At 34.6% G+C, this 13,242-nt stretch carries 11 protein-coding genes; 8 read left to right on the top strand and 3 right to left on the bottom strand.

The annotated features are described in order from the left end of the window. Positions 1-90: 90 nt before the first annotated feature. The 7 genes from VB264_RS16605 to VB264_RS16575 all read left to right on the top strand — a co-directional run bounded on the left by VB264_RS16605 (position 91) and on the right by VB264_RS16575 (position 7,062). Positions 91-2,601 (top strand): TonB-dependent receptor plug domain-containing protein, encoded by a 2,511-nt coding sequence (locus VB264_RS16605; RefSeq protein ID WP_323251023.1) that lies wholly within the window; start codon positions 91-93, stop codon positions 2,599-2,601. Between the two features lie 113 nt (positions 2,602-2,714). Beyond that, on the top strand, positions 2,715-3,074 hold the full coding sequence (locus VB264_RS16600) for a hypothetical protein (protein WP_323251021.1): 360 nt from the start codon (positions 2,715-2,717) through the stop codon (positions 3,072-3,074). 108 nt (positions 3,075-3,182) lie between these two features. After that, entirely contained in the window at positions 3,183-4,262 is a 1,080-nt protein-coding gene (atpB, locus tag VB264_RS16595) for a F0F1 ATP synthase subunit A (RefSeq protein WP_323251019.1), read from the top strand. A 52-nt stretch (positions 4,263-4,314) separates the two neighbouring features. After that, entirely contained in the window at positions 4,315-4,560 is a 246-nt protein-coding gene (gene atpE / locus VB264_RS16590) for an ATP synthase F0 subunit C (protein WP_184129022.1), read from the top strand. Between the two features lie 226 nt (positions 4,561-4,786). Next, positions 4,787-5,281 (top strand): F0F1 ATP synthase subunit B, encoded by a 495-nt coding sequence (gene atpF / locus VB264_RS16585; RefSeq protein WP_323251017.1) that lies wholly within the window; start codon positions 4,787-4,789, stop codon positions 5,279-5,281. 82 nt (positions 5,282-5,363) lie between these two features. Further along, a complete protein-coding gene (gene atpH / locus VB264_RS16580; protein ID WP_323251015.1) occupies positions 5,364-5,903 on the top strand; it encodes an ATP synthase F1 subunit delta in 540 nt (179 codons plus the stop codon). 85 nt (positions 5,904-5,988) lie between these two features. Continuing rightward, positions 5,989-7,062: a CHC2 zinc finger domain-containing protein gene (locus tag VB264_RS16575; protein WP_323251013.1), complete on the top strand. Its 1,074-nt coding sequence runs from the start codon at positions 5,989-5,991 to the stop codon at positions 7,060-7,062. Positions 7,063-7,087: 25 nt separating this feature from the next. On the opposite strand, the gene VB264_RS16570 is transcribed toward VB264_RS16575, so the two are convergent. The 3 genes from VB264_RS16570 to purH all read right to left on the bottom strand — a co-directional run bounded on the left by VB264_RS16570 (position 7,088) and on the right by purH (position 12,404). After that, entirely contained in the window at positions 7,088-8,428 is a 1,341-nt protein-coding gene (locus tag VB264_RS16570; RefSeq protein WP_323251011.1) for a TlpA family protein disulfide reductase, read from the bottom strand. Between the two features lie 141 nt (positions 8,429-8,569). Then, positions 8,570-10,537, bottom strand: a complete 1,968-nt coding sequence (gene gyrB, locus VB264_RS16565) for a DNA topoisomerase (ATP-hydrolyzing) subunit B (protein WP_323251009.1) — start codon at positions 10,535-10,537, stop codon at positions 8,570-8,572. 346 nt (positions 10,538-10,883) lie between these two features. Beyond that, positions 10,884-12,404, bottom strand: a complete 1,521-nt coding sequence (gene purH / locus VB264_RS16560) for a bifunctional phosphoribosylaminoimidazolecarboxamide formyltransferase/IMP cyclohydrolase (protein ID WP_323251007.1) — start codon at positions 12,402-12,404, stop codon at positions 10,884-10,886. Positions 12,405-12,629: 225 nt separating this feature from the next. Here purH and VB264_RS16555 point away from each other — a divergent pair, with 225 nt between their 5' ends. Next, positions 12,630-13,211, top strand: coding sequence for a hypothetical protein (locus tag VB264_RS16555; RefSeq protein WP_323251005.1), 582 nt, complete (start codon positions 12,630-12,632; stop codon positions 13,209-13,211). Positions 13,212-13,242: the final 31 nt, after the last annotated feature.

Below are 13,242 nucleotides of genomic sequence, written 5' to 3'. Positions count from 1 at the left end.
CCACCTATCACAAAATAATTGTGTTTGTAAACACCAACTAAGATATTTGAATCGTTTAAAATATATTACAAACAAAACCCACCTAAACGTATGAATCGAAAGCTATTTACTTTTTTATCTATCACCCTCTTTATCACCTCTGCCTTTACTTTTATGGAAGATGGAGACGATTTTATTGAAAAATTAGTCGCCAAATTCGATAAATTCCATCATGAAAACCCACAAGAAAAAGTTTATTTACAGCTCGATAAACCTTATTATCTAGCAGGTGAAACTATTTGGTTCAAAGGCTATTTGTTTGATGCTACTTATCATAGAATAGATTCTGTCAGCAGAGTACTATACGTTGATTTAATAGATGAATCAAAAGGTAAAATTATTGCACAACGCACTTTAAAATCTGATGGTTCAACCTTTGGTGATATTCTCATTCCTGATTCTTTAGCAGAAGGGAGTTATCAAATCAGGGCTTATACCAATTATATGAGAAATTTCTCAGAAGAGTTTTTTTTCAGACAAGAAATAAAAATTTGGGAAGGTGCTTCAAAAAATAAACTCACCGAAACCGCAGGAAACAAATTACAAGAAGTTGCTGATTTGCAATTTTTTCCAGAAGGTGGAAATTTAGTAGTGGGTCTTCAAACGAGAGTAGGTTTCAAAGCTGTAAATATTGCAGGTAAAGGAGTGGAACACGAAGGGTTTGTATTGAGTAGTACTAAAGATACCGCTGCTGCCTTCAATTCTGAACATTTAGGAATGGGTTATTTCAACTTTACGCCAGAAAATTTAGAAACCTATACAGCATACGTCAAACAAAAAGATGGTACATTAAAGTCTTTTGTTTTACCTACCGCCTATCAGCAAGGCTATACAATGGCGATTGATAATGTATCGAACAAAGAAAAGATAAAAGTTTTCATTTCTAATAGTACACCCATTCCTGCCGATAAAGCCAAGGATATTGTCATTATTGCACAACAAAGAGGACAAATTTGTTTTGTAGCAAAGGGTTCAGAAAAACTAAAATCTTTTGGCGTAAGTATTCCTAAAGATAAAATTCCTGACGATGGTATCATACAAATTACGATGTTTGATTCAAAAGGCGAACCAAGATGCGAACGTCTCGTTTTTGTACAGCAAGACAAACAGATAAATTTAAAAGTTAGCACTGATAAGGCTGTCTATAAAAACAGAGAAAAAGTAACGCTGAATCTGGAAGCAACAGATAAAGCAGGGAAACCCTTAAAAGGTGATTTTTCTGTGGCCGTAACTGATGCTGGGCAAGTAATTCCTGATGCTTTTCAAGGTAATTTATTAACTTATTTATTATTGACTTCAGATATTGCTGAGAAAAAAACAGGCGAATACTATGCAAGTTTAAAAGGTAATATAGAGCAACCTGCCTATTATTTTGAATCTAATAATGAAAATGCGGCTAGACATTTAGATATATTAATGCTAACGCAGGGCTGGAGACGATTTGTTTGGAAAGATATTATTGACAATAAAAAACCTAGCTTTCAGCATATTTTAGAAACAGGATTGAGTATAACAGGAAAAGCATTACGCCCAAATGGTAAACCTGCGAATAATGTAAGCCTGACATTGATGTTGAAAACGCAAAATGAAAATCCTCAGATTTTAATGAGTAGTGCAGATTCTTTAGGAAACTATGCTTTTTATGGCATTGATTTTAATGATAGCACCCAAGTTTTTATACAAGGCATGAAAGATAAAGGAAGTAAGAACCTTCAGGTATCTATTGACCCACAACAAAGTGCGCCCAAAGTACAGATTATAAGAACCCCTTTTAATCCTATAGAATTTGATGCCAAAGAACTTGCTGATTTCTTGAAAAAAGCGAAGGATGCTATTGAACTAGAGAAAAAATTAAAGCTTAACAAAGTTCAGATGCTGGATGAGGTAGTGGTGAGAGCTAAAAAAGAGACCCCTCCAGATTCTCGTAAAATTTATGGTAGGGCTAGTAATACGATAAAAGTGGATAATATTTTATGTGCTGGTGCTACCAACGTATTACAAATGCTACAAGGTAGAGTACCAGGGGTACAAATTTCGCCTGATGGAAGTGGTGGCTATAAAGTAATCATCAGAGGGATAGGTACCATTAACGGAAGCACTGACCCACTGGTTGTATTAGATGGTATGGCAACATCCGTTGATATTCTTACGGGTATAAATCCTTGTGACGTTGATGAAATTGATATATTAAAAGGGGCAGATGCCGCTATTTTTGGTTCACGAGCTAGTAATGGCGTAATTTCAATTTTGACTAAAAGAGGTGGAGCAAACTACGATTATTCAAAAGACCCTGCCTTGGGCGTTGCTCTTCAAAAGCGTTTTGGATATCATGTAGCTCGCGAATTTTATGCTCCTAAATATGATGTGGATAAACCAGAAAATGTTCGTCCTGATTTTCGCTCTACACTCCATTGGGCTCCTAATGTTCAAACAGATTCAACGGGGAAAGCTACCTTAACCTACTGGAACACAGATGCAAAAACAAGTATCAACATTGTAGTAGAGGGAACAGCATTTAGTGGAGGCATTGGTATCGCTAAAAATACTTATCAAGTAAAATAAGGATTAGCTTAAAAAATAAAAAAGCTACTTAACGTATTTCGTTGAGTAGCTTTTTTTATGATTCTCCTTTTCTGAAAGTTAGTCTTTGCCTACCTTTGCAAAAATTATTGATTATGCTTAGAATCATTATCCTAACGATTGTCTTGGGTTTGGTATTTTATTTTTCTCCACAAATAGGACTTTCCCAATATCTTCATTCTTATAAATGGATAATATTGGCTTTCTTTTTTGCGGTTTCTTACCTGAATCATCTGTTGGCACAAATGGGGTTTGCTAACAATCGCGAGCACTTTGTGCAATTCTATTTAGGTGGTATTGTAACAAGGTTAATACTAAGTCTGATTTTCGTTGGCGTAATTGCTTATATGGGTACAAAAGACATCTATATCTTTATTACCAATTTTTTTGTACTCTATTTATGTTACACAGGGTTTGAAATTTACGGATTGTATCGTAACTTGCGACACTTTTAGAGGTGAATCAATTAGTTTTATTTATAAAGTATTGATTATCACCAACCAAGAGTAAAGATTATTATTAAGAATATTCAAAAAACAACCATATACTTCCAAGAAGCCGTGATGAAGAAAGTGTATTTTTCAAATATTTTAGCTTTTTTATTTTTGTTCTCATCAGTAACTTTTGCTCAGCATGAGCATAGTGCTGATACAACAGCTACGCCTACTACTGAAACTAGCACAGAAGCCGTAGAAGGCAAGCATGAAGAAAGCCATGGCGAAGCGAAATTCGAGCCAGGTAAACTTATCCTTGAGCACATCGGTGACGAACACGAATGGCACTTTGCTACTATTGGACATTCGCACGTTTCGCTTCCTTTGCCATGTATCGTTTTTACTAAAGATGGCTTGAAAGTATTCTCTTCAAGTAAGTTCAAAAACGAACACCATGAAGCTGTTTCCTATGAGGGACTAAAATTAGAACATCACCATATTGTTGCTGAAGATGGTTCTGCGGTTTATGATTTTTCAATCACTAAAAACGTAGCTTCTTTGTTATTAAGCGCTGTGCTGTTATTGACTATTTTCTTCTCAGTTGCAAAAGGATACAAAGAGCGTGAAGGAAAAGCTCCGAAAGGATTACAGTCGTTATTAGAACCAATCATCATTTTTGTTCGTGACGAAATCGCAAAAAATAACATTGGCGAAAAACATTACAGACGCTTTACGCCATACTTACTAACATTGTTTTTCTTTATCTGGATTAATAACCTTTTAGGATTATTACCAGGTGGCGCTAACTTAACAGGTAATATCGCAGTAACGTTAGTTTTAGCAGTAATTGCTTTCTTTGTAACTAACCTTAACGGAAGAAGTACTTATTGGGGACACATCTTTGCTATGCCGGGCGTACCGAAATGGTTATTAATTTTATTAACACCCGTAGAAGTTATCGGTTTGTTCATGAAACCTTTCTCTTTAATGGTTCGTCTTTTTGCTAACATCAGTGCGGGACACATCATTTTATTGAGCTTAATTTCATTAATTTTTATCTTTGAAAGTATCGCAATTAGCCCAATCATCGTTGGTTTCTCTATTTTCATGAACCTTATCGAATTATTGGTAGCTTTATTACAAGCATATATCTTCACCATGTTGACATCAACTTACATTGGTTCAGCCGTTGAAGAGCACCATCATTAATATTTATTCAAAACGTTTTTCAAATTAATTTAACAAATAAACAATTACAATTATGTCACTTTTGTCAATCTTAGGAGAAGTTTCTTTAGGTTTAGGTCTTGCTGGTTTAGGTGCTGGTGTTGCAGCTATCGGTGCTGGTTTAGGTATTGGTCGTATCGGTGGTTCTGCAATGGAAGCTATCGCTCGTCAACCTGAAGCTTCTGGAAAAATCCAAGGTGCTATGTTGATCGTTGCAGCATTCGTTGAAGCCGTAGCTCTTTTCGCAGCGGTAATCTGTTTGTTGGTAACGTTGAAGTAATTCAAAACCAACTGATTAGCGTTCATATCTGAAAAAATTAGTTTTTTGGTAATTGAATCCTATTCAAAAGCAACATTTGAAAATCAGCAAGAAAAGCATTAGGCTATTGCTGATTTTCATCTTAAAAAATATCAAATGTGTACTATACATTCTCTAAGTCAGAAAGTTAGTTTACGTTTTTAGAAAGCATTCATAGAAATTTTCACATACAAAATCACAGACAACGATGGATTTAATTACCCCTGGTCTTGGTCTAATAGTTTGGCAATTAGTAATTTTTGGTCTTTTGTATTTCTTGTTATCAAAATTTGCTTGGAAACCAATCATAGCATCTTTACAAGAAAGAGAACAATCAATTGAAGATGCTCTTTCTTTAGCAGCAAAAACTCGTCAAGAAATGGCGGAATTGAAAGCTGGTAACGAAAAACTAATCGCAGAAGCACGTGCTGAGCGTGACAGAGTTTTAAAAGAAGCAAAAGATGCTAGCGAAGCAATGATTGTACAAGCAAGAGCTGAAGCTCAGAAAGCTGGTGCAGAAGAAATCGAGAAAGCTCGTGCTGCCTTCAACCAAGAGAAAGTAAGTGCTGTGGCTTCATTAAGAAAAGAGGCTGCTACTTTATCACTTGAAATTGCAGAAAAAGTATTACGTACTCAGTTAGCTGACCGTGGTGCTCAAGAAGCTTTGGTAAATACTTTGTTAGCTGATGCTAAATTAAACTAATATCGATTAGCTGATATTACGATTTGAATAAAGAATGAGGATACTTATTATCTAAATTCAACATCAAAAATCCAAAATTAAAATGTCCCAGCAAACCGTTGCATTCAGATATGCCAAATCGTTACTTGGTTTGGCGATAGAAAAAAACGTTGAAGCTCAGGTATATGAAGACATGAAACTCTTCAACCAAGTCTGCGACGAAAACCATCAGTTTTACTTACTGTTGAAAAACCCTATCGTATCTCACTATCATAAATTGACGATACTTAGAAAAATTTTCAAAGGCAAAGTAGATGATTCAACGATGTCTATTTTTGAAATCATTACTCAAAAAAATCGTGAATCAGTATTAAAACTAATTGCTGAAGATTACCTTGTTCAATATGAATTATACAAAGGTATTCAGAAGGCTTATGTTACTACAGCTACTCCACTAACAGCTGCACAAAAAGCTGAATTTCAGCAAATTGTTGCTACTACAACTGGAAAAGATGTAGAAATCATTGAGAAAATTGAAGAAGATTTAATTGGTGGATATATCCTTCAAGTAAACGATCGTCAGATTGATACTTCTGTAAAAGCAAAACTTAATGAATTGAAAATGAGATTTAGTAATAACTAATCGTCATTGATAAATATATTAACTAATAACCCGTTAGAACTTATTCTTGCGGGTTTTTTGTTTAAAAAAATATATCATATTCCTCATGAACATTTTAGACGAGCTCAACCAAGTATCTATTCTACAAATAGCAGAAGATTTGGGACTTGACGTTAAGCGACAGCGGATGATTTGCCCATTTCATGAAGACGATACGCCATCGCTGGTGCTATATCCACATACCAATAGCTTTTATTGTTTTGGTTGTGCCAAAACTGGTAACAGCATTAGTTTATATTCAGAAATCAAAAAGATGGATATAAAAGCTACCATTCAGGAAATGGCAGTAGAATATATCCCAGGTTTTGAAAAGCATCCGACGTACACTAAGAAAAAGTTACCCACTAGTAATTTGTTTGATGTAGCAGCCATCAGACGAGTACAAGAAAAAGAAAAGCCAACCGAAGAAATACATTCTCAGATTTATGAAGCCTTTCGTAATTTTTGTTTGCAACAAAAATCAAACGAATTATCTCAATCGGCCCTTGCATATTTAAAACAGCGTGGCTTTACTGATAAGACCATTAAAGATTTTAACTTGTTTGTCATTAAAGATTATACCGAAGTAACTTGGTATTTAAAACAACATTTCGCAACCCTCGACTTACAAGAATCAGGGCTATATAATACCAAAAACAACCTCATTTTTTACGCTCATTCATTAATCATCCCTTATTATCGCGAAGGTCGAATTGTTTATTTACAAGGCCGTGTGATTAATAAACCTATCGATGGTACAAATCGCTATTGTTTCTTGAATAACAAGCCTTTAACACTATTTAATGCCGATGTTTTAAAGAAGACTAGAACTGGAGAAACCGTATATGTTACCGAAGGGGCTTTCGACTGTATGCGTTTAGTTCAGGAAGGTAAAACGGCGGTTAGTTTAGGAACAGCCAATATCTTCAAAAAAGAATGGGCTAAATTATTTAAAAGAGTCAATGTGGTTTTTTATTTAGATAACGACAAGGCTGGACATAAAGCAGCGGAGGAACTAGAGAAGATTTTTACACATTTTAATATCTCTTGTACCCGCAAGAACCTTCCAGATGAATATAAAGATGTAAACGATTACTATACTGGGAAATTAGGGAGTAATGAACAGTTAGGAATGTTTTAGGGTTGACAGGTAGAATCTATGAGTCCTATTTATTAAAAAGCCTTAATTCTTCCAGCTTTTTGTTAAGCTCAAATATCATTGTTTTACTACCTATCTTTCTTTCTAATATTTGTCCAGTTGGCGAGGCTAAAATAATACTAGGAAAAGTATTTACTCTTAATTTTTTCACAAACCCATTATCTTGATAATTTTCTGATTTATTTAACCAAGACATATCATACTTTTTTATGATTTTGTTAACACCCAAAGAATCACTATCAGAAGCAATACTCAGTAATTGAATTTTAGTTTTGTCTAATTTTTCATATATTTTTTTTAATTCTGGTAAATTTTCGATACATGGAGCACACCATGTACCCCAAAAATCTATGAGTAGATATTTATCTTTTTCAATATTATCAAAATACAAGCTATTAGTAATATAGTTCCCAACTTGAATACCAATAATGTGTTTAGACTTTATAGTACTCCTCATGTACAGTGTGTCGCCAGCTAACGATATTTTAGATATATAAAAGTTTACATTTCCAAGTCTTAGTGAATCGTAAGCCTTAAATGAAATTAGATTTACATTAGGTTTTAATGTTTGCTTATAGTCTTCCTTTTTAAAGAAAAATAGAGATGTCTTGCTCTCATTAAATTCAGCAGATATTGAAGTGTTAGAGCTAACAACTACATACTCCTCCCCATTTACTTTAAAGCTACCTTTATTAAAATAAAAATGTTCAATCATTAAGTACAAATCATCCTCAATAGGGTTTCCATAAGTTGCTCCTGTCTTAAAAGGATTTAGTTTTACGATGGTTTTAATCCATTGAGTTTTCTGTCCATTATCAAATTCATATTTCACCGCAATTACAGGTAGTTGTTTCAGTATTTTTTCATCTTTAATATCTTTGCTTTTAAGGCTAAAATCTCCTTCAATGTAATATGGAGTATCATCCCTAAAATCACTATTCCTATTAATATCTGCAATTATTACACGCTTATTCTTATTAATTTCTCCAATAAAAAAATCTACATAATAAGCAGTTTTGCGTGGTTTAGATACAATTAAAGGCAGTATTTTATATATTTTCAATTTTCCTTCAAACTCTTCTTCTGACACTCCACCCTTTAGATATTCTTCATACAATTGTTTTTCTTTTTGAAAATAGGCTCTTTTTACAATTGACTTGCTTATGTTCATATCAGGAAATCTATATAAAGAATCAGGGCGTAGGTTTAAAAAGGTAGTTGAATTATAAAATGGGCCAACACCTATTTGTTTTTGTAAGAAAATTTTTTTTACGGTTTGGCTATGGATATATTGAGTAATTAAAAAAAAGAAAAATGGAGTTAATAAAAAGGCTTTGTGGTTTAACATTGCTCGATGTAGTTTAAATTTAAAAAATCACAGTTTTTTATTATAGCAATTTAACACCTATATTTATCCAAAACAAACGAGCTCCAGATACATTTTAAATAGTCTGGAGCTCGTTTATATATTTATATCACCAAAAATTAACTACACGTCAATCTTCGCATATTTCGCATTTTTCTCAATAAACTCACGACGTGGTGGTACTTCATCACCCATCAACATCGAGAATAAATGGTCGGCTTCAACAGCCGATTCTATCGTTACTTGTTTCAAAGTACGTGTATCTGGATTCATCGTAGTTTCCCATAATTGTTCAGCATTCATCTCTCCAAGACCTTTGTAACGTTGTACTCCTACTGAATCTTCTTTACCATTACCCGCAATGCGTTTGATAGCCTGCTCTCGTTGTGTTTCTGTCCAGCAATATTCCATTTGCTGTCCTTTCTTCACTTGGTACAATGGTGGTTGTGCGATATAGATATAGCCTTTATCAAGTAAATCTTTCATATAACGGAAGAAGAAAGTCAAAATCAAGGTTCTGATGTGAGAACCATCGACATCGGCATCCGTCATGATGATTACTTTATGGTAACGTAACTTTTCAGTATTCAAGGCTCTTTCGTCGCCATCTCTACCAAAACTTACACCCAAAGCCGTAATCATATTTTTGATTTCTTCACTTTCGTAAATCTTATATTCTTGGGCTTTTTCTACGTTCAAGATTTTACCTCTCAATGGTAAAATAGCTTGAAATGCACGGTTACGACCTTGTTTAGCTGTACCCCCTGCTGAGTCCCCTTCTACTAAATACAATTCACAAATGTGTGGGTCATTGTCAGAACAGTCAGCTAGTTTACCTGGCAAAGAGTTTCCGCCTAATACTGTTTTACGCTGAACCATCTCACGAGCCTTACGAGCCGCGTGACGAGCCTGAGCTGCCAATACAACTTTAGCAACAATCTGGCGAGCTTCTTTCGGGTGTTCTTCTAACCACGACTCTAGCATATCAGACATAGCCGCCGAAACTGCTCCTGATACCTCACCATTCCCTAATTTGGTTTTGGTTTGTCCTTCAAACTGAGGTTCTGCTACTTTTACAGAGATAACGGCAGTTAAACCCTCACGGAAGTCATCACCAACAATATCAATTTTCAGTTTATCCAAAGCACCCGATTTGTCAGCATAGTTTTTCAACGTACGTGTTAAAGCACCACGAAAACCTGCAACGTGCGTACCACCTTCAATGGTATTGATGTTGTTTACATACGACACTACGTTTTCAGTATATGAAGTATTATACATCATCGCTACTTGCACAGGAACACCATTTTTGTCACCCTCCATGTAGATAGGTGCTTCAATGATTTTATCACGACTTGCATCCAAATACAATACAAATTCACTTAAACCACCTTCTGAGAAGAATAAATCGCCTTTAGGAGTACCATTTTCATCTAAATCACGGAGGTCGGTCAAACTAATTTGAATACCTGCATTCAAGAACGACAATTCACGCAAACGACCTGCTACTGTTTCGTATTTATATTCAGTTACTGTGAAAATACTAGCATCAGGCTTGAATGTAACGGTTGTACCTGTACGGTCTGTTTCACCTACTTCTTTTACAGGGTATTGCGGAACACCAATTTTATATTCTTGTTGGAAGATTTTTCCGTCACGATTTACGGTTACTTTTAAATCTGTTGAAAGAGCATTCACACATGAAACCCCCACACCGTGTAAACCACCAGATACTTTATAAGTGTCTTTATCAAATTTACCACCTGCGTGAAGAACCGTCATTACAACCTCTAAAGCAGATTTTTTCTCTTTAGTGTGCATTCCTGTAGGAATACCACGACCATTATCTTCAACAGTGATAGAATTATCAGTGTTGATGGTTACTTTAATCGAATCGCAATGACCTGCTAAGGCTTCATCTATCGAGTTATCAACAACTTCCCAAATTAAGTGGTGGAGACCTTTAAATCCAGTGTCACCAATGTACATGGATGGACGTTTTCTTACTGCCTCAAGGCCTTCAAGCACCTGAATGTTATCGGCATCATAATTAGCTCTACTGTTTTCTTCTAGTTCCTGATATTCTGACATATTTTATTTGATTTTGGTAGGTTGATTTTGAATGTCTTCAATATTTTATATACTAAACGTCAAAACCCTCACTTCCATTTTCATTTATATTTTTGAAGCTTTTTGTAATGTGATGTTTAATCTGCCCAATTTGCTTTATTTCCAATTAAAAAGTAAAAATACAAAAAACCTATCAAATCATCTAACGTTTGTTGATTTTTGCGTAGAATTTGGGCTAAAAAACAGGCTTTTTTACAGAATTGATGAAATGAAATTTTAGTATAGATTTTATAAAGCAAAATAATGTAAAAAACCTCGCCCAAAAGATGAGCGAGGTCTTATAAAAATTATATTAAAGCGCTGGTTTTTAGTGCTTAAAGTGTCTAACACCTGTCATCACCATAGCCAAGTCATTAGCATCGCAATAAGCTACAGAATCTTTGTCTTTAATTGATCCTCCTGGCTGAACGACCGCAGTAATACCTGCTTTATGAGCAATCTCAACACAGTCTGGGAACGGGAAGAATGCATCAGAAGCCATTACTGAACCTTGTAAGTCAAAACCAAACTCAGCAGCTTTATCGATGGCTTGTTTTAAAGCATCTACTCTTGAAGTTTGTCCAACACCAGAAGCCAATAGCTGTCCTTCTTTTGCTAAAATAATGGTATTTGACTTAGTATGCTTACAGATTTTCAACGCAAATTCCAAGGCACGTAATTCTGAGTCAGTCGGTGCTTTAGTTGTTACAGTTTTGAAATCAGCAACGGTTTCTGTCGCTAAATCTTTATCTTGTTCCAATACACCATTCAATAATGTTTTGAACATCATTGTTGAATTTTGTACAGGTTTACGTTTTAACAAAATACGGTTTTTCTTAGACTTCAATATTACCAAAGCTTCCTCAGTAAAATCTGGAGCAATCAAAATCTCGAAAAATAATGAATTCATCTCTTCAGCAGATGCTTTATCTACTGTTCCATTAGTAGCTAATACTCCACCAAATGCAGAGATAGTATCACAAGAAAAAGCATTCAAATATGCTTGATGAACAGTTTCAGCAGATGCTACACCACAAGCATTCGTATGTTTGATGATAACAAAAGATGTCTCTTTGAATTCATCTAACAAAGTAATACAAGCATCTACGTCAACAAGGTTATTGTATGATAATTCTTTACCATGCAATTTATCAAACAAGGCATCTATATCACCATAAAAAGTAGCTGATTGATGTGGGTTTTCACCATAACGAAGCGTACTTTGTGGTAAAGATTTGAAATCATAAATATCATTAGTATTACCATTAAAATAAGCATGAATGGCAGTATCGTAATGAGAAGATGTACCGAAAGCCAACATCGCAAAACGTTTACGATCTAATAAATCTGTACTACAGTTTTTGGCTTGTAAAATCGAAAGTACTTCTGCGTATTGAGTACGAGACGAAACAATCAACACATCATTGAAGTTTTTAGCCGCACCACGAATTAGTGAAATACCACCGATATCAATCTTTTCGATAATATCATCTTCAGAGGCACCACTTGCAACTGTTTCTTCAAAAGGGTATAAATCAACAATCACTAAATCGATTGAAGGAATTTCGTATTGTGCCGCTGTAGCTACGTCACCTTCATGGTCACGACGGTAAAGAATACCACCGAAAACTTTTGGGTGAAGGGTTTTTACTCTTCCTCCAAAAATAGAAGGATAACTTGTTAGGTCTTCTACTGCTGTCACAGGAATACCTAATTCTTCAATAAAAGTTTGCGTACCACCTGTCGAGTATAATTTTACTCCATTTTGATGAAGTAATTCGACAATCGGAGCGAGTCCGTCTTTGTAATAAACCGAAATAAGAGCTGATTGTATTTTTTTGGAAGACATGATTTTGGGATTCTGAGCAACAGGAACTTACCCATTAACTCAAAGATTGTTCAAACGAAGGTACAAAATTAATATATTTTGTATTTTTCATAGTATTTTCCTTGAATTTTATCAGAATACAATGATTATTTTTAGATTATTTTCTTGCTAATAGCATAAAAACATTCCTTACACCAACTTTGTAAAATAAATTACCTATATATCTTAAACATAAAAACCTAAATAATGCCAACAATGCACCAGAAACACATTGCCCATAAAGGAAGTTTATTGATTTTCTTTTTGTTAATAAGCTTTAATATAATCTTGGGACAAAGCTCATCTAGTAATGATACTCCTCCAAAATTACAAATGAAGGACAGAAAGAATATTTGGAGTAAGTTACGAATACCAACCTTCAATCCTGATACTATTTGTACTATTTCTGTTTTCTCTTTTAAAGTAACAGCACAAGGAACTATTGATACCGTTTTTGTAAAAGGAGCTTGCCCAGAAAAAGTAAAAGACGCTGTGGTCAATCATATAAAATCGACAAGTGGGTATTGGGCTCCTAGAATGGTAGCTGGAAAGCCTGTTGAAAGTAAGCTATTTATTTTACCTTATCTGTTAGAAGGAACTTTTGGTGTAAATGAAGTGGGTCGGAAATTATTAGAGCGTGTTTCACACGAATTTGTAGATTTCATGGAGTTACTTTTTGATAATCAGAAAGTTGATTATGGTAGAAATCGTACGAAAGGTGGTAAATTATTTATTGAAACAGAAACCAGTTATTTATTACCATATGGAGTTAGCTTTACACGGAGGTAAAGTAACTCATAAAATAAAAGTTAGAGTAACA

Source organism: Arcicella aquatica (assembly GCF_034928825.1).
GTDB lineage: Bacteria > Bacteroidota > Bacteroidia > Cytophagales > Spirosomataceae > Arcicella > Arcicella aquatica.
This window is presented reverse-complemented; position numbering and strand designations above follow the sequence as displayed.